At 35.5% G+C, this 20796-nt stretch carries 20 protein-coding genes; 11 read left to right on the forward strand and 9 right to left on the reverse strand.

Annotation, left to right across the window (positions count from 1 at the left end):
• Window positions 1-4 precede the first annotated feature (4 nt).
• Entirely contained in the window at window positions 5-463 is a 459-nt protein-coding gene (locus RM573_RS14745) for a YehS family protein (RefSeq protein WP_311583739.1), read from the reverse strand.
• A gap of 28 nt (window positions 464-491) precedes the next feature.
• Window positions 492-2096, reverse strand: coding sequence for an ABC-F family ATPase (locus RM573_RS14750; protein WP_311583741.1), 1605 nt, complete (start codon window positions 2094-2096; stop codon window positions 492-494).
• Window positions 2097-2111: 15 nt separating this feature from the next.
• Between RM573_RS14750 and RM573_RS14755 the strand changes: the two genes are divergently transcribed.
• From RM573_RS14755 to RM573_RS14765, 3 genes are all read left to right on the forward strand, one after another.
• Window positions 2112-2357 carry a hypothetical protein gene (locus tag RM573_RS14755; RefSeq protein WP_311583743.1) on the forward strand — a complete coding sequence of 82 codons (246 nt, stop codon included), beginning with the start codon at window positions 2112-2114 and terminating at the stop codon, window positions 2355-2357.
• Between the two features lie 300 nt (window positions 2358-2657).
• Complete coding sequence (locus tag RM573_RS14760) at window positions 2658-3089, forward strand: hypothetical protein (protein ID WP_311583745.1); 432 nt, start codon at window positions 2658-2660, stop codon at window positions 3087-3089.
• A 312-nt stretch (window positions 3090-3401) separates the two neighbouring features.
• Window positions 3402-3671 (forward strand): GIY-YIG nuclease family protein, encoded by a 270-nt coding sequence (locus RM573_RS14765; RefSeq protein WP_311583747.1) that lies wholly within the window; start codon window positions 3402-3404, stop codon window positions 3669-3671.
• 18 nt (window positions 3672-3689) lie between these two features.
• On the opposite strand, the gene RM573_RS14770 is transcribed toward RM573_RS14765, so the two are convergent.
• The 3 genes from RM573_RS14770 to RM573_RS14780 form a co-directional block, all read right to left on the reverse strand.
• Window positions 3690-4310, reverse strand: coding sequence for an FMN-binding negative transcriptional regulator (locus RM573_RS14770; protein ID WP_311583749.1), 621 nt, complete (start codon window positions 4308-4310; stop codon window positions 3690-3692).
• A gap of 24 nt (window positions 4311-4334) precedes the next feature.
• Window positions 4335-6356 carry a methyl-accepting chemotaxis protein gene (locus RM573_RS14775; RefSeq protein WP_311583751.1) on the reverse strand — a complete coding sequence of 674 codons (2022 nt, stop codon included), beginning with the start codon at window positions 6354-6356 and terminating at the stop codon, window positions 4335-4337.
• A 115-nt stretch (window positions 6357-6471) separates the two neighbouring features.
• Window positions 6472-7092 carry a GNAT family N-acetyltransferase gene (locus RM573_RS14780; RefSeq protein WP_311583753.1) on the reverse strand — a complete coding sequence of 207 codons (621 nt, stop codon included), beginning with the start codon at window positions 7090-7092 and terminating at the stop codon, window positions 6472-6474.
• 83 nt (window positions 7093-7175) lie between these two features.
• On the opposite strand from RM573_RS14780, the gene pdxR reads away from it, so the two are divergent.
• Together pdxR and RM573_RS14790 are read left to right on the forward strand one after the other, a co-directional pair.
• The gene (gene pdxR / locus RM573_RS14785) at window positions 7176-8630 is read left to right on the forward strand and encodes a MocR-like pyridoxine biosynthesis transcription factor PdxR (protein WP_311583755.1); all 1455 of its coding nucleotides are present in this window, start codon (window positions 7176-7178) and stop codon (window positions 8628-8630) included.
• Between the two features lie 80 nt (window positions 8631-8710).
• The gene (locus RM573_RS14790) at window positions 8711-9655 is read left to right on the forward strand and encodes a response regulator (RefSeq protein ID WP_311583757.1); all 945 of its coding nucleotides are present in this window, start codon (window positions 8711-8713) and stop codon (window positions 9653-9655) included.
• 52 nt (window positions 9656-9707) lie between these two features.
• Here the strand turns inward: RM573_RS14790 and RM573_RS14795 are convergent, their stop codons facing one another.
• Both RM573_RS14795 and fadR read right to left on the reverse strand, forming a co-directional pair.
• Window positions 9708-10250 (reverse strand): NUDIX hydrolase, encoded by a 543-nt coding sequence (locus RM573_RS14795; RefSeq protein WP_311583759.1) that lies wholly within the window; start codon window positions 10248-10250, stop codon window positions 9708-9710.
• A gap of 136 nt (window positions 10251-10386) precedes the next feature.
• Window positions 10387-11097, reverse strand: coding sequence for a fatty acid metabolism transcriptional regulator FadR (gene fadR / locus RM573_RS14800; protein ID WP_311583761.1), 711 nt, complete (start codon window positions 11095-11097; stop codon window positions 10387-10389).
• 208 nt (window positions 11098-11305) lie between these two features.
• Here fadR and nhaB point away from each other — a divergent pair, with 208 nt between their 5' ends.
• Both nhaB and dsbB read left to right on the forward strand, forming a co-directional pair.
• A complete protein-coding gene (gene nhaB / locus RM573_RS14805; RefSeq protein WP_311583763.1) occupies window positions 11306-12895 on the forward strand; it encodes a sodium/proton antiporter NhaB in 1590 nt (529 codons plus the stop codon).
• A 254-nt stretch (window positions 12896-13149) separates the two neighbouring features.
• Window positions 13150-13668 (forward strand): disulfide bond formation protein DsbB, encoded by a 519-nt coding sequence (gene dsbB / locus RM573_RS14810; protein WP_311583765.1) that lies wholly within the window; start codon window positions 13150-13152, stop codon window positions 13666-13668.
• A 75-nt stretch (window positions 13669-13743) separates the two neighbouring features.
• On the opposite strand, the gene RM573_RS14815 is transcribed toward dsbB, so the two are convergent.
• Window positions 13744-14385, reverse strand: coding sequence for a DUF1707 domain-containing protein (locus RM573_RS14815; RefSeq protein ID WP_311583767.1), 642 nt, complete (start codon window positions 14383-14385; stop codon window positions 13744-13746).
• 186 nt (window positions 14386-14571) lie between these two features.
• Entirely contained in the window at window positions 14572-14721 is a 150-nt protein-coding gene (locus RM573_RS14820; RefSeq protein ID WP_311583769.1) for a DUF2986 domain-containing protein, read from the reverse strand.
• A 204-nt stretch (window positions 14722-14925) separates the two neighbouring features.
• Between RM573_RS14820 and RM573_RS14825 the strand changes: the two genes are divergently transcribed.
• From RM573_RS14825 to dapD, 4 genes are all read left to right on the forward strand, one after another.
• The gene (locus tag RM573_RS14825) at window positions 14926-16218 is read left to right on the forward strand and encodes a dipeptidase (RefSeq protein ID WP_311583771.1); all 1293 of its coding nucleotides are present in this window, start codon (window positions 14926-14928) and stop codon (window positions 16216-16218) included.
• A gap of 227 nt (window positions 16219-16445) precedes the next feature.
• Window positions 16446-17234 (forward strand): type I methionyl aminopeptidase, encoded by a 789-nt coding sequence (gene map / locus RM573_RS14830; protein ID WP_311583773.1) that lies wholly within the window; start codon window positions 16446-16448, stop codon window positions 17232-17234.
• 63 nt (window positions 17235-17297) lie between these two features.
• A complete protein-coding gene (gene glnD, locus RM573_RS14835; protein ID WP_311583775.1) occupies window positions 17298-19922 on the forward strand; it encodes a [protein-PII] uridylyltransferase in 2625 nt (874 codons plus the stop codon).
• Window positions 19923-19954: 32 nt separating this feature from the next.
• Window positions 19955-20785 (forward strand): 2,3,4,5-tetrahydropyridine-2,6-dicarboxylate N-succinyltransferase, encoded by an 831-nt coding sequence (dapD, locus tag RM573_RS14840; RefSeq protein ID WP_311583777.1) that lies wholly within the window; start codon window positions 19955-19957, stop codon window positions 20783-20785.
• Window positions 20786-20796 lie beyond the last annotated feature (11 nt).

The raw sequence follows: 20796 nt of genomic DNA on the forward strand, positions 1-20796 counted from the left end.
AGTGTTATCCATGAAACTTAATTTGTAGCCCTTTTAAAAAGGTCGATAACACCTCATCAGAGCACATCTTGTAATGTTTATGATTGACGTTTCTAAAGAAAGCACTTAATTCATATTTACCTAAGGTTAAACCAGCTAAAGACAAAATTTCAATCACCTCATCAGCTTTTAATGCTAAAGCGATTTTTACCTTGTTAAAAATAATATTATTGGTTAACTCATTTTGTGGAGCCGGCTGTGGGCCATCTTTCGCGCCACGTTTGTCAATAATTAAACCATTTAAAAACCGGGCAAAATCTATGTCTGAAATTTCTCGATAATCAGCATGATCTTTTTCTTGATAAAAATGGGCTAATTGCTCTGTAGTTACATGACTTTGACCAAGCAAAAATATCGAGATAATTTGTTGGTCAGTTAAGGAAAATATTTTACTGATTCGACGAAGAAGATCATTGTTTATCATAAGTTACTCTTTAAATTTTTAATGATTGTTAGGCAACATGTTGCGCTTGCACTTGACTGTCTAGGTATTCGTCTAACGTACCTTGAAAATTAACAACTTGCTTATCTTTAATATCAATGATTCTAGTTGCTAAACTTGAAACAAATTTTCGGTCATGGCTGACAAAAATTAACGTACCTTCAAAATCTTTTAAGGCATTATTTAACGCGTCAATGGCTTCAATATCCATATGGTTAGTCGGCTCATCCATGATCAATACATTTACATCGGCCATCATTAACATACCAAATAACAGGCGATTTTTTTCACCTCCTGAACAATTACGTGCCTTTTTATTAGCATCATCATCGGTAAACAGCATTCGGCCTAACATGCCACGAACACTTAAATCATTATGACAAGGTCTACGCCATTGAGACATCCACTCCATCAAGGTTAAATCGTTATCAAAAAAAGCACTACTGTCTTGAGGACAATAACCCACTGAGGCATTTTCAGACCATTTAATAACACCTTCGTTTTGTGTTAACTCGCTTACTAAACAACGCAAAAACGTGGTTTTTCCTACGCCATTTTCACCAATAATAGCTAACTTAGCACCCGCTTCTAATAATAAGTCACCCTTGCTAAAAAGCGCTTCTCCATCAAACCCATGACCCAAGTTTTCTAATTCTAATGCCTGACGATGCATTTTTTTACCCGGAGCAAATGCAATTTTAGGAGTAATTCGACTTGATGACTTCACTTCGTCTAACTTAATTTTATCCATTTTTTTAGCACGAGAACTTGCTTGTTTCGCTTTAGAAGCGTTTGCTCCGAAACGATTGACAAAGTCTTGTAATTCGGCAATTTCAGCTTCTTTTTTCTCATTACCTGATAACAATTGCTCTCTTAATAAGGAAGATTGCGCTAGATAAAATTCATAGTTTCCAGGGTAAATTCGTAACTCACCGTAGTCTATATCAGCCATATGAGTACAGACGGCATTTAAAAAGTGCCTATCATGCGAAATGATGATCATCGTGCATTTACGCTTATTTAATTCTGCTTCTAACCAGCTGATAGTATGAATATCTAAGTTGTTGGTTGGCTCATCGAGTAATAAAATATCAGGGTTTGCAAATAACGCTTGCGCCAGAAGTACACGCAACTTCCAACCTGGGGCAACTTGCTGCATAGAGCCATAATGAAATGACTCTTCAATACCGGCATCAAGTAATATTTCACCGGCACGACTTTCAGCTGTGTAACCATCCATTTCAGCAAATTCACTTTCTAATTCGCCAGCACGCATGCCATCTGCTTCAGACATTTCAGTTTGCGCATAAATCGCATCTCGTTCTTGCTTAACCTTCCATAAAGCCATATCGCCCATGATTACCGTATCGATAACAGAAAATTCTTCAAAAGCAAATTGATCTTGTCCTAAGGTACTGACTTTGTTACCTGTACTAACTGAAACATTACCTGAGCTTGGTACTAAATCACCACTGAGTATTTTCATAAAGGTTGATTTGCCACAACCATTAGCGCCTATTAAACCGTAGCGATTACCATTACCGAATTTAGCGGAAATATTTTCAAACAAAGGCTCAGCGCCAAACTGCATTGTAATGTTAGAGGTAGAGATCAAAAGTGCGTTCCTGAATTGAATATTGGCTTGGCTAATGACACTTTTAAAAATGGTGTATTAGCAGTAAAGGTAAAACGTCGTATCAATAAAATACCGGTAAACGTTAACAGATATCAGCATTTAGCTACGCTTTTAATTACCGGTATTTTTGAAGTCGCGCATTATACAGGAATAAAACGCCAAGCTATAGTCTATATTGGCTTTTTATGTATAAATTTTCACCACAAGAAAAGCTTTCAATTTCGAGATTCAACTGATTGACAAAATAGAGGGCTTAATAACAGATTGCATCGACCGACTTAAAAGGGAGACACTTTCCAGCACCACAATAAAAATGTAATTTAATTACAAAACTTGTTTATGTAATCATAAAAATTAATAAAAACAAACCTTAAAACCAACTAAATATCAATAAAACCACACAAAAAATGTAATTTAAAAACACAAATGTAATTTAATTACAAAAAATCCTTTACAAGTAAAATTAAATTAGTATAATTACTCTATCTTAAGTGATTGGCACTTAAGCCAATTAATTATCTACGTGATTTAGAGGTTTATATGAAAAATTTATTAGCTGTTTTATCGTTAGTTTTATTCACTTCATCTGCAAGTGCTTCAAGTTCAAATGTGAAATTCGTTTCATTAGACAACACAGCAGAAAGTAAAATCTGTGTTTTAGCTGCAACAAATGGTTATAGAGCAGCGATTAAGCAAGCAGAAAAAATGAATAATGTTCATGCTTATAACATCACATGTAACGGTCAAAACATTCGTGATTTTTCTAACTCATTTAAAGCACAACCGGTAAAAGCTATCGAAAAATCAGTTTTTATTAAACCTGCCAATAACTCGATTGAGTCTATGATTTGTGCTCAAGCAGTTAAAAATGGTCTAGACTCTGTTGTTGGTAAAACAAAATATGATGTTAATGAAATGGTTTGTAACGGTTTACGTATCAGTCAATTCGTTAAGCGTTATAGCAACTCTTAATTGAGAAAGTTTTAGTTTTTTTGTAACTCCCCTTACAAAGACTTTTTAGCCACGTACATCACGTGGCTTTTTTATTTAAAAATCCACGCTAAGTTCAGAAATTAATAAGTAACAATCCACTTTAGGTACCCAAAGACGTTTCAAATTTATTTGACTCTATATTTAGAATTTCATGGCAAAGCTGTGATTCATATAAAATAAATAATATACTGTTTAATAAAGCTTGCATAAGGAATCAAATCATTAGATTTGAATAATATGCGCATTATGAATGAAGTTATAGACACAATATCTAAAGGTAATGTATACGTTATGAAACATTCGTTGTTTTCTGATGTGATACGAATAGGATGTACGCCACAATCGCCGGAAGAATATGCCAAGACTTTGTCAAAAACGACGCCTGGTGAATATAAAGTAGTCTTTCAACTTTATTGTGAAAATCCCTGCCAAATAAAAAAGCAAGTGAGAGAATATTTACGTGCCAAAAAATATGTCAATGAATTTTATCAAGTGCCTCCTGAAAAAGCAGAAAAGCTACTAAAAGCAGAAACATTAAAAATCCCCATTCTTCATAAATAAGGGTTGGTAGTTCTCTATTTATTGATCCGTTATCATAGTTGATAAAAGTTGAGTGGCGCCTTCAGCGGTTAAACCATTAACAACACCTTGTTGATTTTCCAAAGATTGATTTTGACTGACTTTCCATTTTCCAACCATATCATTTATTTCAACCTCAATGCCTACAATGCCTGATAACATTTTCTCAATATAGTGGCTTGGCGCATCACTTACCGACCAAGGTTTAGGTTGATGCACTTCATGTAGGTTTGTTAGATGATTAACAATGGCTAATTTAGTTTCATTCTCATGTCTAAATTTAAGAGTCCCTTTGACATGCACTGCAATATAATTCCACGTAGGAACCGCTCGGCCATGCTCTTGCTTAGAAGGATAATAATTAGGAGAGATATAACCATTAGGCCCATTAAAAACAACTAATACATCTTCACTCTCTTGCTTCATTTTCCAAAGTGAATTCGCTTTAGCAATATGCGCAAAAAGTACCTTTTTTCCCTCTTTTTTCTCTAGATAAAAAGGTAGGTGGTTAACTTCAATTCCTGAGTCTACTTTAGAGATTAAACTGGCAAAGGGAAATTGTCCGATCAGTTCGATTAAAGTAGCTTCATTAGACTCTTGAAAATGTTTCGGGATATACACTTATAACTTTTCCTATGTGAAGTTTTATAAGTTAAATTCATCCACAGATTTATCTAACTTCTGCGCTAAACTCGCGACTTCTTTACTGTGAGATAACGTAGAAAGAGATTTATCATTACTGTACTGACTTAATTGCACAACATCATTAATACTAAGGTTGATATCGCCACTTAAGGTATTTTGATGTTGAGCAGATTGTGCAATATCCAAACTCATAGAGTACATTTGTTCAATAGCTTGTGTAATTAAATTTAATGTTTCTAGTAATTTAGCCGTATGTTCTTGACAGTTTTCGGCTTCAGCTTTTCCTTCATTCACTTCTAATACCGCCCTTTGCGTTTTACTTTGTAAAGAGGTGATCATCAGGTTAATTTCAGCTGTCGACTCCTGAGTACGACTAGCGAGCATTCTCACTTCATCGGCCACGACAGCAAAGCCTCTGCCACTTTCACCCGCACGTGCCGCTTCAATTGCAGCATTGAGTGCGAGCAAATTAGTTTGATCGGCAATACTTTGTATGGTTTCTAAGATCCCACCAATGTTGGTAGACTCTTGCTGTAATTCATTGATTAGATTACTGGTTGTGTCTAAACCGTTAGATAAACCTGAAATTTGTTTATTGGTATTATTTGCTATCGCCTTTAAATCATCACTTTGATTAAGAGCAGCCGTCATCTGCTCTTCCGCAGACTTCGCTTGTTGTAACACATTATCGGCACTGACATTTAACTGTGTGGTGATATCGGTTACTTGTGCAACGGTATTTTGTTGTTGCTCAATAGAGCTAACAATTTCAGCAACTTCATTCGTCGATGAAATAGCCGCGTTACTGAGTAAATGACAATTACTACTAATTTCGCCCACCAAAGAACGTAAGTCTTCCACGACTAAGTTTACATTTTTAGATAGAATCCCGTATTCATCTTCAGATTCAACTTTAAGCTGGCGTGAAAGATCTCCTTTTGCAATGTGTGCTAAGGCTTTATTAATGCGCACTAATGGTAGACTCATCGATCGCACTGTAACAATAGAAATAATCGTACTTACAATACTAATAATTAATAAAAGTATCCAAGTTGAAGTCTGGCCTTTGTCGACATCTTTAAGAACATTATTCTGTAAATGATTTACTTCATTATTAAAAGCAACTAATAATTTGTCGATGGCAACAATAGAGCTATTCACTTGGCTTTCAGACAAAATGGATTGTTGTTCAAGCACATCCACTTGAGTTAACTGCCCTATTTTCATTTGTGATAAACTTTGCTCGCCTGAAATTAACGGCGTTAAGGTGTCAAAATCAACGGCAACTTTGTCAACAATTTCAAAACTGACATGACCTTTACTTAAGCGTTTTAAGTAGTCTAACAATGGTTTTGTGTTATCAAAACCAATAACAACGGACTCTTCAACACTAAGTGCATTTTCCATGGTATTGATACTAGGAATAGTTTCAATAGATTCACTTAAACTAATTAAATAACCTTCAACTTGAACTGAAACTGAAGAAAGTTGTTCAAGTAAGTTTTCTTGTTCAGGGTCTTCAAGATACGATAATTCAACTAATTGATCCTCTACACTTCTAAGCGTTTCAACTAAAATATCTTTTTGTTGAGTGATTTCAACTTGTTGAGAAAGTATCGATTCTTTATCAGAAAACATGACTTTAACAGTATTTGAATAAGGTAAATAATACGTCTTAAAGTCTTTCAGAAAACTAGCACTTTCATGCTTAGCTAATAACTTGTCTATTTTTAAGACTTCTTGATTAAGCTCGTTACCGACCACAGTAAACTGCTTTTTTAATTCGGCTAATCTATCAGCATCAGTAACGTATGGGATCAGAGAAGATAACTTCGCTTGCTTTAACAAGTGGATTTGTACTTTACTACTGTAATTTTGAACTGGGATAGCAAATTTATCGACCTGAGATGTCGCGGTTTTAATTCCAGACAAGATATTTATTGAACTTATACTTGCTACAAATAACAAGAGTAAAACAACAACAAAACCTATAATAACTTTATGAGAAACTTTTAATTGCATATTAATCAAATACTAAATCAGCACTATCGAATAAAGGATAGCTTAAATACTAAACACTTATCAAAGTTTATATTTAAATCATTGTAAATAAAATGTTAAATGTGCACTCATTATTTTACAGGTTATTTTTTACCGTTATCATTTTACTTTCTAAAGTTTGTTTAACCTTAGGCCATTCTTTGTCAATAATTGAGAAAATAGCAGTATTACGAAAACTACCATCAGATAATATTCGTTGATGACGTAATATACCTTCAAATTTTGCCCCCAAACGTGTAATCGCACTTCTAGATTTCTCATTGTGTTCATGTGTTTTAAATTCAACACGTATTGCATGTAACTGTTCAAAAGCATGTTTAAGTAAACAGAATTTTGCATGAGTATTAACATATGTTTGTTGGTATTTTGGCGTTATAAAGGTGAAGCCAATCTCAATATTTCTATCTTCGGGTTTTATTGAACAAAATCGTGTACTACCAACCAACTCACCACTTGCTTTATCAAAAATAGCATAGGCAATATGCTCACCTTTTTTCATCATTACTTCGGAGTACGTTAACCACTTTTTTGCGACCTGCAAAGAAGCACATTTATCAGGTAATGACCAACGCCAAATTTCAGGAAAGGCGCCAGCTTGATAAAAGCTAGTAAGATGATCAACGCTTAAAGGACGCAGTTCTACTTTATTCGTCGACAATATAGTTGGTTTAGGGCTAAAATTTTCACGTATTGTCATTGTTATCTCCTCACTTAGATATCGTTATTATCTTTATTTGTGGTATAAATAAAACAACCAGATTACTTATATTAACTATACCAGTGATTCCATTAAACTTAGTCTTAGAGAATAACCATTCAAAATACTATTTGAATATTGCCGATGCCATTAGAAAGGCAATTGAACAAGGACTTGTTACCCCTTGCGAGTTGTTGCCTTCAGCGAGAAAACTCGCGGAGCAACTACAAGTAAATCGCCATACGATTATGGCTGCTTATCGTGAATTAATTGCACAAGGTTGGGTAGAGTCTAAATTACGAAAAGGGTATCGCGTCACTAAAAACTTACCGATTATCCAAGCGAGTCATAAGAAACACTCTTCTTCACATGAAACGGTGTCACATAACTGGCAAATTATTAAAAAAAATAACACTGCGCAGAAAAAATCCGCTAGCCAATATAAGTTTAATTTTGCCGGCGGCAACCCAGATATATCACTTTTTCCTTTTAATGATTTTCGCTCATCTATGAATACGGCATTAAACCGTCCCGCAATAAAAGATTTAAATTATGGTGATAACGCAGGTTACCCACCTTTTATCAAGGAGGTTTCAACTTATTTACGTCGTGTGCGATCAATCAATGATAAAGAGATCATTGTTGTCAATGGTACGCAAGAAGCGCTGTATATTCTTTCTCAAGTGTTATTAACTAAAGGAGATAAAGTGGCAGTAGAAAGCTTAGGCTATCGCCCTGCTTGGAATACATTTGAAAACACTGGCGCAGAATTAATAGGAATAAAACAAACCAATCAAGGAATAGATGTTGACCATTTAGAAAGCATACTGAAAATACATAGCATCAAACTTTTATACTTAACTCCACTTCATCAATACCCAACAACCACAACTTTACCTGTAAGTGAACGAATGAAAATTTATCGGTTAGCTCAGCAATATAACTTTGCGATTATAGAAGATGATTATGATCATGAATTTCACTACGACACCCAGCCACTAGCTCCTATAGCCGCAAATGACCCTGCTGGCTTAGTAATCTATATCTCTAGTTTTTCAAAACTAATGTTTCCAGCTGTACGGTTAGGCATTATGGCAGTTGATAAGTCATTGGCCAGTCATTTAATTAATTACCGTACGCTTATCAATCATAAAACGAATATCTTAATGCAAGATGCAGTCGCCAGATGGATGAAAGAAGGTGCATTTGAACGCCATTTAAGAAAGGTCACCAGAGTTTATCAGAAAAGACGTGAATGTATGGTACACATGCTTAATGAATTTAAAAATCAAGGAATGAACATCCATTTTAATACACCGCCTGGCGGCATGGCGCTATGGGTTGATGTAGGCTTTAATGCAGAAAAAATAGCATTAAAAGCACAACAACAAGACATTTATATATTGGCTGAAAATGCTTTTCATTTATCTGCACGCAATAATCTCAATAAATATCTTCGGTTAGGTTTTAGTGGCCAAAGTGAAGAGAAAATCGAACAAGGGTTAATAAAATTAAAACGAATCATGCTAAGTCTTTAAAATATAAGCAACTGCCTTGCAAAAACTAATGTGCTCTAGTAGCTTATTCACTTAATAACAATAAAAATTGAAGGTAATTCATGTCAATTAATACTATTTACAAAGTTACATTACACCCGTTCATTAACGAATCTATCGCCAGCTTAAAGTCGATGACCAGTTTATCAGGTAGTGCTGGCGAAACATTTTTGGATAAAGTTGAAGATTTTCGTTTTAAAGGTTATGCCGTTTGTTCAAACATTACCGGTTGTTTAGATGGGGTTATAATGATGCATCATTACCCTGAAACAGCCGTCGCAATCGGAAATTCAGTTTGTCAAAATATGTTCGACGAAAAGTATGATTATCAAGAGATTAATGAAGAACTGAGTAATGCTCTAGCTGAATGGGGAAATACAATTGTGGGCCGAGCTACAGACTTACTTAGTAGAAACAACCTAAAGTTTGACTTTTCAAGTCCATATTTTATCCATAACTTTAATGACATGGAAAAATACTTGGAAGGGGTAAAAGAAATTGTAACTGTGCCAATTAGCGTTGAAGGCGTGGGAAGGTATTATTTTAATTTACTTGTTCGTAATGTTAATTTTCAAACCACTAATGTTGAACGTGAGCAAAGTACTGGCATTTCTAACCCTCATACCAAACCATTACCTTTAGAGAGTAAAGTATTACTCGTTGATGACAGCGCTATGATTAGAAAAGCGTTAAAACGTTTCCTTGCAGGTTTAGGTTATAACAATGTTATTGAAGCGGACGATGGACTTACCGCCGTTGAAGCCGTTAAGAATGAAAACCCTGATTTTATGTTTATGGATGTTGTTATGACAAATATGAACGGTAATGAGGCTTTAAAAACTATTCGAGCCATTGGCTCTGAAGTACCTGTTGTTATGTTGTCTTCGGTTACCGACAAAGGTTTAGTTGATGAATGCCAGCAAATTGGCGTTTCAGGATTTATCTTTAAACCGATTCAAGCTGATAATGGGGCTGAAATCATCAAAAACTATTTGAAAATAGCCTAACCGCTTCTCTCACAGTGAGTTAAATTTTGCTAATAAGCGCATAAATTAATTTTTATGCGCTTTTTTCTTGATTCGCATTCACCAGACACTCTGCCACAATTAATTTAAGTAAAAAGGTTTCTCTTTCAATAGAAAGTCCTTTTTTGTCACTGTGTACAATGGTGTGCTCATTATGTTTAATCGCCTCGTGAATATTAATCCAGACAGGACGCATTCCATTATTAATTTCATGAACTTCTAATGACGTATCATGTAATTTTTCATCAATGGTACATGTAAAACAATACGACAGCATATGCACAATATTAAAGTCATCTTTATACCAAGGTAGGTATTCTTCATAGACACCAAAGTCTTGAATGTTTTGAATATTATGTGCACCTGTTTCTTCATTTAATTCGCGAATAAGTCCGTCAATAATACTTTCACCGTCATTAACCCCACCGCCAGGTAAACTATAATCATGATAACGTTTAGTGTACAAAAGCAGAATTTCTTCACCTTTTAAAACGATCGCACGGGCCGCTTTTCGAGTAAATTGCTTGTTGGTTAAATTTTGGATATCAGGATGAATGGTTGATTTTAATAAGCGCATGATTGATTAAATCGATTAAATAAATGAGGATAAGATGAGCTAGCGTTTGCGGTGATTCATCAATAGAGAAATAGCAGGCTGCACCTATAACAGCAGCCTTTGGTTCAATATTAACAATTAAGTTATTTAAAGGGGACTATTCTGCCAACTCTTTTAATACATCATCTTTAAGTTCTGACCACAACTTCCCTGACTCAATACCATATTTACGAACAGTATAAACAGACTCATCATGTTTACCTTCGTTGGCAAGTTCAATAAGTTTTTCATAATAGCGGCGAGTAATTTCACGGCCCATTGGATGGGCAAAATACAAACTACCTAAACGAGAATAGAGTCCTCTAAAACCATTTAAAATTAATAAATAAATCGAGTTTCCTGAAGCTACAACTAGTTCTTTATTTAAACGATAATCAAATTCAGCAAAAGCTTCGCCGTTATCTTCTATCGTTTCATATTCTTTTAATAGTTTAATTGCTTGTTCAGGATTATTTTTAATCGCACCACGAACATAAATCGCACTAATATTGGTACGTGCTGACATTAAATTATCGACTAAATCAGGGATACCTTCTTGATCAAGTTGAGCTAATGTTTCTAGAATATTTAAGCTCGATGTTTCCCAAAAGTTATTCACTTTTGTTGGCTTACCATGTTTTATCGTCAACCAACCATCGCGCGCTAATCGTTGTAATACTTCACGTAATGTCGTTCTTGTGACCCCAATGAGTTCCGACAGCTCTCTCTCTGCAGGAAGTATTGAGCCAGGAGGAAATCCTCCATTCCAAATTGATTCGACAATGTACTGTTCCGCAAACCCTGCAGGACTGTGTGCTTTAATAACCATAAGGCTCCACGCAACTTCTAAAAGATTAATGAAACTGATTGTACCAGAAGAATTTTTTGGTACAAGAAAGTTATTTTAAAGTTAAGATGATTCTATTTTACAAGCTAAGGATTAATGCTTAAACTACTGAAAGTGTCTAATAATTAATAATAACTACAAACAATTAACGCTAGTTAGCCGTTTGTTTAACCTATTTAAAAGGGTCAATATGCAACAATCATCTATGAGTGCTTTTTATAAGAACTTCCTCGGAAACTCGCCTGAGTGGTATAAATTAGCCATTATTGCTTTTTTAATTATCAATCCAATTTTATTTTTCTTTATCAACCCCTATGTCGCAGGTTGGGCGTTGGTAATTGAATTTATTTTTACTCTCGCGATGGCTTTAAAGTGTTATCCACTACAACCGGGTGGTCTACTTGCCATTGAAGCGGTTGCTATGGGTATGACAACCCCCTCTCAAGTGATGCACGAAATGATCGTGAATTTTGAAGTAATTTTACTGCTTATTTTTATGGTGGCAGGTATTTACTTTATGAAAAACTTATTACTGTTCTTGTTTACGAAAATAGTCACGAAAGTTCGGTCTAAAACGTTAGTTTCATTTTTGTTTTGTTTTTCAGGTGCTTTTCTGTCAGCATTTTTAGACGCCTTGACAGTTATCGCTGTGATAATCAGTGTCGCGATTGGTTTTTACTCGGTATATCATAAGGTTGCTTCAGGTAAAGATAACCATATTGCCCATGACCACACGTCAGATCATGAAGTAACAGACTACTCCCGTGACGATCTACAACAATTTCGTGGTTATTTACGTAATTTATTAATGCATGCTGGTGTTGGTACTGCACTTGGTGGGGTTTGTACCATAGTGGGTGAACCACAAAATTTAATTATTGGTCAACAAGCCGGTTGGGAATTTGTTGAATTTGCGATACGTATGTCGCCTGTTACTGCACCAGTTTTTGTTTTCGGTATGATCACTTGTGTTTTATTAGAGAAATTAAAATGGTTTGGTTATGGAGTCACCTTACCTTCAAATGTTCATCAAATTTTAAATGATTTTGATATCGCCGAAAGTGAAAAACGTACCAAAAGCGATAACATTAAACTCGTAATGCAAGGTGTGATTGCCATTTGGTTAATCATAGGTTTAGCCCTTCATTTAGCTCCCGTTGGTTTAATTGGTTTATCGGTAATTATTTTAGCAACAACTTTTACCGGGATTACTGAAGAACATCAGATAGGTCATGCTTTTGAAGAAGCCTTGCCTTTTACAGCTTTATTAGCCGTTTTCTTTGCCGTTGTCGCGGTGATCATTGATCAACAACTTTTTACTCCTGTCATTACTTGGGTATTAACTTATGAAGGTAATATGCAGTTAGTGATGTTTTATTTAGCTAACGGATTATTGTCTATGGTCAGTGATAATGTTTTTGTTGGTACCGTATATATAACTGAAATTCAAAAAGCCTTAGTCGCTGGTACTATTACCAGAGATCAGTTTGATTTACTAGCGGTTGCAATTAACACAGGTACTAACTTACCAAGTGTTGCTACTCCTAACGGCCAAGCTGCTTTCTTATTCTTATTAACTTCGGCATTGGCTCCGTTAGTAAGATTATCGTACGGACGAATGGTGATTATGGCTTTCCCTTATACGATTGTTTTAACCATTGTCGGCTTATTGATGATTTCATCAGGCTTTCTTGAAGAAAAGACAGAGGATTATTATGAATCTGGCATAATCAACCACCACAGTGCTGATGAGATAGGCCCCGTTAAAAGTGGTCATTAATATTCTCGATTTTAATCATTAAACTGATAAACGCCTGATGTTTTTTCATTAGGCGTTTTTTTGACCTTTAAAAATAAATGTACTACTTGTAAATTTATTCACACATGAATGTTTACATTTTATAGTAAAAGCAATAGTGAAATTTTTTCAGTCGTTTTATACTCTTATGATAAAAATAATCTATCACCTGAATTCTGTTTCATGTAAGTGAATTAAGAAACTGAATTTCAGCTAAATTTTCTTTAGGACTTTCTGTGCAATTTTTAAGTAACTTGATCTCTAATAAAAAAGCCTGGCAATTACTGGCAATCAGTGCGCTTGTTTTTGAAATTACCGCTTTATGCTTTCAATATCTTTTGGAATTAAAGCCTTGCATTATGTGCATTTATCAACGTGTTGCTATTTGGGCGATCTTTTTTGCTGGAGTTATTGGTAGTTTCTCACACCAATACATTTTTGGTCGTTTGATCGCTTATACACTTTGGGGGACAGGTGCTATTTGGGGATTATTAATAGCTTTAGAGCATGTAGAAATGCAAAGCGCAACAATGTCATTTTTATTCAGCTGTGAATTTGTACCAAACTTCCCCAGTTGGGCACCTCTTCACGAATGGCTGCCAGCACTTTTTGCCGCGACGGGAGATTGTGGAAATATTGATTGGCAATTTTTAGGCTATAGCATGCCACAATGGATGATTGTTGTTTATGGTATATATACGGCTTTATTTGCTACGGTTTTACTTGCTCGACTTCAACAACACAAAATGTTTTAACATCAGAAAGCGAGACTAAATGGGTTTTATCTGCGATTCATTACAGTAGATAAAACCCAAGTAAACTCGTTAAATCTAATGGAACATACTTTTCATACTATCGGCAAAAGCGACAAACTTTTCTTTGATGGTGCGTTTTAACTTAATGTTTATCCCCCCAAAAAGGCAAAAGCCCTCTATAAGAATACAAGGGGCATTTCTATCAGCAATTGAAGGCGCTTTATTATTTACACCACCAAACACACAAAATGCTTTTGAGACAACATTTACGTATTCAGGTACATAAATATTATCGCCACCAAAGATACAGAGTACTTTTATCCTTGTTACTTTTTGCGAGAATTTAGACTCACTAAAGTCGATGTTACTTCCTCCAAAAATACTGAGCGAACGTAATTCTTTCGGCACTGTCCACGCACCGCTACGATCGCTACCACCAAAAATATTTACCAAATATTCAGTATTTTCATGTTCACTCGGTGCAACATTTGCGTAAAAGTCGCGCTGTTTTTTATCTTGGTATTCTTTGTCTACATTTAAGTCTAAATCTTCAGCTAATGCCGCTATTTCTTTGTGATTTTGACTTGCCATTGCAGTATCTAAACGACGCTCAAATGCTTCATAAGATAGCTTTCCATGGCTATAATTCATAATCAGTTGATCAATGACTTCTTCACGAACAGTTTCAATCGGTCTGTCTTCTATTGCAACAGGCATAAGTATTTCCTTTTTCTGGCCAGCTATCTTTTACGGGGTAAACAAGCAATTTACGAACCAAAGATTAAAGAAGATAAATATCAATGAGTTAGGTGATTATCAGTTTAATTAAAACATTAAATTCAGACATAATTCGTTTAAACGATCAGTTTTTAGTCAAATACACAACATACCGTCAAGCTAAATTTAAACGTCTTTTTCTAACGCTTCAGCCTCTGCCATCGCTGCTCGTTCAGCCTTTGAAATATAACGAGGTTTATTACTTTTATGTAATTTTGCATTGGCTTTTTTCAATTTACTTTTTAAGGCATTATTGATTTTCTTTTTTCTGTTCATTATCTTTTATTCATCAAATTTATTTATTGTTCATCATTCTAACAGAGAAGTGATCCTAGCGATAATAGTGCTTAGACGTAGGAAAAGAATTTACGCCTTTAAACTTAGCCGTATTAAATAGTATTTCATCGCAATTTACTTTATTTGCTGGTAAAACAATTTATGCTTAGCACTACTCTTAAATAGTAAATAAAGAACAACATAATGACATTAAAGAACACGGTACTTGCCATCACGGCGATAATTCTAGCAGGATGTAATTCTACCTCCCCAACCTTATCATTAGCAGAACGAGCGAGAGTTATTCACGACAAAGTTATTGTTTTAGATACTCATAATGACTTTAGTAATGCAAATTTTTCTAAAGATAAAAATTATACTATGCGTTTAAAAAGCCAAGTGAATTTGCCTAAGATGCAAGAAGGTGGCTTAGATGTATCTTGGTTAATTGTTTACACCGGACAAGGCGAACTTACGCCTGAAGGTTATCAAGCAGCTCATCAAAAGGCGCTAGAAAAATTTGCTTCTATCCATCGCCTAACCAATGAAATTGCCCCCGATAAAATAGCGCTAGCTTTAACGTCAAATGATGTTCGCCGCATTTTAAAAAGTGGTAAAAAAGTTGCGATGATCGGTGTTGAAAATGGCTACCCTATTGGGACTGATATCAATAATGTCAAAAAATTCTATGACTTAGGCGCACGATATATGTCGTTAGCTCATAATGGTCATAGCCAACTGAGTGATTCAAATACTGGTGATGCGAAGCAAGAATGGTTACACAATGGCTTAAGTGATTTAGGTCGAGAAGTGATCAAAGAAATGAATAAATGGGGGATCATGATTGATATTTCACATCCATCTAAAGCTGCCAATATTGAAATGATGAAATTATCAAAAGCCCCTGTCATTGCTTCTCATTCGGCAAGTAGAGCAATGTATGATCATAGCAGAAACCTAGACGATGAAGAGTTAATGTTGCTAAAAGAAAATGGTGGAGTTGTGCAAACGGTTGCCTTTAGATCGTATTTAAATGGTGAAAAATCAAAAGTATTCGCTGCTGCTAAAACCAAAATATTACAAAAAATAGCCGAAAAAGAAGGTAAAAGCATTTTAACTCGCGCACAACGTAAAGCACTGTCGGCTGACGATTTAGATAAATATTGGGATTTTTATGACAAAATAAGTCAGTTAGGTGAACCTGAAATAGCAAAAATAAGCAAAAAGATTCAACAAGTGAATGTGAGTGATTTTGTTGATCACATTGATTATATGGTCAACCTTATTGGTATTGAACATGTCGGTATTAGTTCCGATTTTGATGGCGGTGGCGGTGTTCTTGGTTGGAATGATGCGTCTGAAACTTTCAATGTAACACTTGAATTAGTGAAAAGAGGTTACACTGAACAACAGATTGAAAAACTATGGGGAGGTAATTTATTACGCGTTTTAGATGACGTGGAAAAAGTTGCATTAACCCTTAGAAATAAAAGTTAACAATACGCTAAAAAGACTAAAAGGGACTGGTTTTCAGTATTGATTTTGTAATTTTACGAAATCAATACTGTTTAACGCGCTATATTTTTATTTTGTTAAAGCTTATTCGCAGAAAATATGAAGATATTGGATAAAACAACACCGAACGCCATTGTCTATCCCCACAAAAAACAGGTAAAATTAACCTTTATTCATATAAACATGAAACGATCCCTTTTGAGGTATAAATGACCATCGTTATAAAAAACCAGGAAGAAATTGCTAAAATGCGTGTTGCCGGAAAATTAGCAGCGGATGTGTTAGAAATGATAGAACCACATGTTAAAGCTGGCATTACAACGGATGAACTAAATACCATTTGCGCCGAATATACCGAAAAGGTACAAGATGCGATTTCTGCCCCATTAAATTATCACGGTTTTCCTAAATCTATTTGTACTTCTGTGAATCATGTTGTGTGCCACGGGATCCCTAATGACATTCCCCTTGCAGATGGCGACATTATAAATATTGATATTACAGTCATCAAAGATGGCTTTCATGGTGATACCAGTAAAATGTTTTTAATTGGCGATGTATCTGCTGAGGACAATCGATTATGTCGTATTACCCAAGAAGCACTTTATGTGGGATTAAAGAAAGTCAAACCGGGTAATACATTTGGTGAAATTGGCGCTGCCATTCAAAAATTCATCAAAAAGTCTGGTCGCTATTCTATTGTCAAAGAGTATTGTGGTCATGGTATTGGTACTGAGTTTCATGAAGATCCACAAATCGTTCATTATAAAAACAATGACAAAACAAAAATGCAAGAAGGCATGTGCTTTACCATTGAACCTATGATCAATCTTGGCCGCGCAAACACTGTCCTTGATAAAGAAGATAACTGGACGGTTTACACGATTGATGGCAAAAAATCTGCACAGTGGGAGCACACTATCGTAGTGACAAGAACAGGTTGTGAAATCTTAACATTACGAAAAGACGATACTATTAGTAGAATTTTACATAATTAAAATCACATTATCAGTCTGGCCATTTCAGGCTTTTTATTTGTTTAGCAAAGAGAATATCTGACATTGCATACTCAATCATTAGTACCACTAGAGTTTATTGAATCACTTTCTATCAGTGCTCCACAAATGTCATCAAAGGAGATTTGTCAGCTAAACGATGCCTTTCATCAATGGCAAAAAGAGCAATTTATTATTGATGACATCACAAATATTTTAAATGCGCGTGTAGAATTTGTCGATCAGGTGCTTACAAAATTATGGTGTCAACATAATTTAGATGAATACCAAATTAGTCTAATTGCCGTTGGTGGTTATGGACGAGGCGAGCTTCATCCTTGTTCAGATGTAGACATATTATTACTCACGCAAGAAATTTTAGAGCCAGAGCTTGAAGAAAAAATATCGGCATTTATTACACAGCTTTGGGATGTAAAACTCGATATTGGCCATAGTGTTCGTAGTATCAAAGAGTGTCTTAAACAAGCCGTTAATGATGTCACGATTGCCACCAATTTAATGGAAATGCGTCAAGTTTGCGGTAATGAAGCGTTAACCCAACATTTACAACCCTTGTTAAATGAAGATGTGTTTTGGACTTCGAAAAAGTTCTTTGTAGCAAAACGAGAAGAACAACTAGAACGTCATAAACAATATAATGGTGCCGCCTATACATTAGAGCCTAACCTAAAAGCTAACCCTGGTGGCTTAAGAGATATACAAACTATTGGCTGGGTTGCAAAACGCCACTTTAAAGCAGATTCATTAGAGGAGTTAGTGCAACATAAATATCTAACACAAAATGAATACTTTGAATTATTAGAGTGTCAGGATTATTTATGGCGTATGCGTGGCGCGTTGCATTTTATTGCTGGCCGAAGCGAAAATCGATTGTTATTTGATTACCAAGCAGATGTAGCAGATATGATGGGCTTTGGTGCAGAGGGAAAGATAGCGGTTGAGCGAATGATGAAACGCTTTTTCCGTATTATTGGTCGTGTCGCCGAATTAAATAAAATGTTATTACAGTATTTTGAATATGCCATTATTCAAAATAAAGTACATGATAAAACGACGGTTATAAATGATGATTTTATTATTCTCGACGGACAAATAAAAGTAACCAACCATCGCACCTTTATGCGTTCAACGAAGATCATGGAAATGTTTTTGTTGATTGCTAAACACGAAGAAATTACCGATTTACACCCGAATACTTTACGTTTAATGAGGAATGCAAGACGACGCTTAGTTTCAGGAATGATGGATTATGAACGTTGTCGTCAATTATTTTTAGAAATCATCAAACATCCCAGAGGGTTAGGTTTACCGTTTACCTTAATGCACCGTCATTCAATCTTAGGAGCGTATTTACCTGCCTGGAGAAACATCGCCGGACAAATGCAGTTTGACCTCTTTCATGCCTATTCAGTTGACGAACATAGCTATCGGTTGATCAAAAACCTCTATCGATTTAATCAGAAAGAGTACAATGATGAATTTCCACTGTGTAGTAAAATTGTTCAAAGGATCAGAAAGCCTGAATTATTATTTTTAGCTGGAATTTTTCATGATATCGCGAAAGGTCGAGGGGGTAGTCACGCCGATTTAGGGGCCATTGATGCTTTAGAATTTAGTAAAGAACATAAATTAAGTGATCACGATGGCCGAATGATTTCTTGGTTGGTTAAGCATCATTTGTTGATGTCGGTAACGGCTCAACGAAGAGATATTTCTGATCCAGAAGTTATTGCTAAATTTGCCAATATCGTTAGAGATGAAGCACATCTTGATTACCTATATTGCTTAACCGTTGCAGATATGCGCGCAACCAATGAAAGTTTATGGAATAGCTGGAAAGAAAACTTATTAGAAGAGTTATATAACAGCACTAAACGTGCCTTTAGACGAGGCTTAGAAAAGCCGGTTGATTTACGAGCAAAAATACGAGAAAACCAACAACAAGCCATCAACTTATTAATCGAGAAAAATATTAACCAAACGGAAATAAAAACTCTTTGGTCAGAATTTAAAGCGGATTACTTTTTACGCTATGCACCAGAACAAATTGTTTGGCATACCGAGCACATCCTGAAACACAATAAAGATGAGCCTTTAGTGTTAATAAGCCCGTATCCTTATCGAGGAGGAACCGAAGTCTTTGTTTACACTAAAGATAAAGCAAATATTTTTGTTAAAATTGTTTCATTACTCGGTTCAAAATGTTTTTCTATTCATGATGCAAAAATTATCAGCAGTAAAACAGGCTATACTGCCAATACTTTTGTTATTTTAGATCAGCAAGGAAACGCTATCGATGATAAATATCGCGCGTTAGAATTAGCAGGATCACTTACAGAAGTGCTAGAAAGTAAAACTGCCGATATTAAATTTAAACCTATTTCAAATCGACTTAAACAATTTCATGTGCCAACGCAAGTTAGCTTTATCGAAACCAAGTCGAAGAAAAATACGTTATTGGAAATTACCTCGTTAGATAGACCAGGACTGTTAGCACAATTTGCCAATGTGTTCCAAGAATGTAAATTACATATCCATTCCGCCAAAATAACCACGTTTGGCGAAAAAGTAGAAGATATGTTTATTGTTTCAACTTTGGATGAAAAAGCATTAACCGCTAAAGAACAGCAAGAATTATCCACCAAGTTGTGCGACGACACAGCTATGTAACCATTTATTTTTAAAGCTATTTAGGAAGAAATATGTCAGAACTACAAAAAATCATTGAACAAGCGTTTGATGATCGTATGAATATAAGCCCGGCCACCGTCACCACAGAAGTAAAAAACGCTGTACTTGATGCCCTTGCTGCATTAAATGATGGCTCAGCCCGTGTCGCTGAAAAAATTGCTGGCGAATGGGTTGTGCATCAATGGCTTAAAAAGGCGGTATTACTTTCATTTCGTATATGGGATAACGAAGTAATTGATGGGGCTGAAAGTACCTTTTTTGACAAAGTTCCAATGAAATATAGCGACTATACACAAGAAATGTTCGAAGCAGATGGCGTAAGAGTTGTACCTGGAGCTTCTGTACGAACCGGTAGCTATATTGGTAAGAATGTTGTTGTTATGCCAAGCTTTGTCAATATAGGTGCTTATGTTGATGAAGGTTGTATGGTTGACGGATGGGCAACGGTTGGCTCTTGTGCACAAATAGGTAAAAACGTCCATTTATCAGGTGGTGTTGGGATCGGTGGTGTTTTAGAGCCTTTACAAGCAGGTCCTACTATTATCGAAGATAATTGTTTTATTGGCGCTCGTTCTGAAATCGTTGAAGGTGTAGTAGTAGAAGAAGGTGCCGTGATCTCTATGGGCGTGTATATCGGTCAAAGCACGCGCATTTTTGATCGTGAAACCGGTGAAGTTCACTACGGAAGAGTTCCAGCAGGCTCAGTAGTTGTACCGGGAAATCTTCCTAGTAAGTGTGGTACATATAGTTTATATGCCGCGATTATCGTTAAAAAAGTAGATGCCAAGACACGTGCTAAAGTTGGCATAAACGCATTACTTCGATCAGTTTCTGAAGAATAATCACAACCATA

Origin of the sequence: Thalassotalea castellviae (assembly GCF_031846185.1) — a bacterium.
Taxonomy (GTDB): domain Bacteria; phylum Pseudomonadota; class Gammaproteobacteria; order Enterobacterales; family Alteromonadaceae; genus Thalassotalea_H; species Thalassotalea_H castellviae.

What these genes read in the sequence shown, in the direction of transcription:
- dapD (WP_311583777.1), top strand. Translation starts at nt 19,955, where the DNA reads ATGTCAGAACTACAAAAAATCATTGAACAAGCGTTTGATGATCGTATG.
- nhaB (WP_311583763.1), top strand. Translation starts at nt 11,306, where the DNA reads ATGCAACAATCATCTATGAGTGCTTTTTATAAGAACTTCCTCGGAAAC.
- RM573_RS14775 (WP_311583751.1), bottom strand. Translation starts at nt 6,356, where the DNA reads ATGCAATTAAAAGTTTCTCATAAAGTTATTATAGGTTTTGTTGTTGTT.
- RM573_RS14780 (WP_311583753.1), bottom strand. Translation starts at nt 7,092, where the DNA reads ATGACAATACGTGAAAATTTTAGCCCTAAACCAACTATATTGTCGACG.
- RM573_RS14765 (WP_311583747.1), top strand. Translation starts at nt 3,402, where the DNA reads ATGAAACATTCGTTGTTTTCTGATGTGATACGAATAGGATGTACGCCA.
- RM573_RS14760 (WP_311583745.1), top strand. Translation starts at nt 2,658, where the DNA reads ATGAAAAATTTATTAGCTGTTTTATCGTTAGTTTTATTCACTTCATCT.
- RM573_RS14795 (WP_311583759.1), bottom strand. Translation starts at nt 10,250, where the DNA reads ATGCGCTTATTAAAATCAACCATTCATCCTGATATCCAAAATTTAACC.
- RM573_RS14815 (WP_311583767.1), bottom strand. Translation starts at nt 14,385, where the DNA reads ATGCCTGTTGCAATAGAAGACAGACCGATTGAAACTGTTCGTGAAGAA.
- RM573_RS14745 (WP_311583739.1), bottom strand. Translation starts at nt 463, where the DNA reads ATGATAAACAATGATCTTCTTCGTCGAATCAGTAAAATATTTTCCTTA.
- RM573_RS14820 (WP_311583769.1), bottom strand. Translation starts at nt 14,721, where the DNA reads ATGAACAGAAAAAAGAAAATCAATAATGCCTTAAAAAGTAAATTGAAA.
- fadR (WP_311583761.1), bottom strand. Translation starts at nt 11,097, where the DNA reads ATGGTTATTAAAGCACACAGTCCTGCAGGGTTTGCGGAACAGTACATT.
- map (WP_311583773.1), top strand. Translation starts at nt 16,446, where the DNA reads ATGACCATCGTTATAAAAAACCAGGAAGAAATTGCTAAAATGCGTGTT.
- RM573_RS14825 (WP_311583771.1), top strand. Translation starts at nt 14,926, where the DNA reads ATGACATTAAAGAACACGGTACTTGCCATCACGGCGATAATTCTAGCA.
- RM573_RS14790 (WP_311583757.1), top strand. Translation starts at nt 8,711, where the DNA reads ATGTCAATTAATACTATTTACAAAGTTACATTACACCCGTTCATTAAC.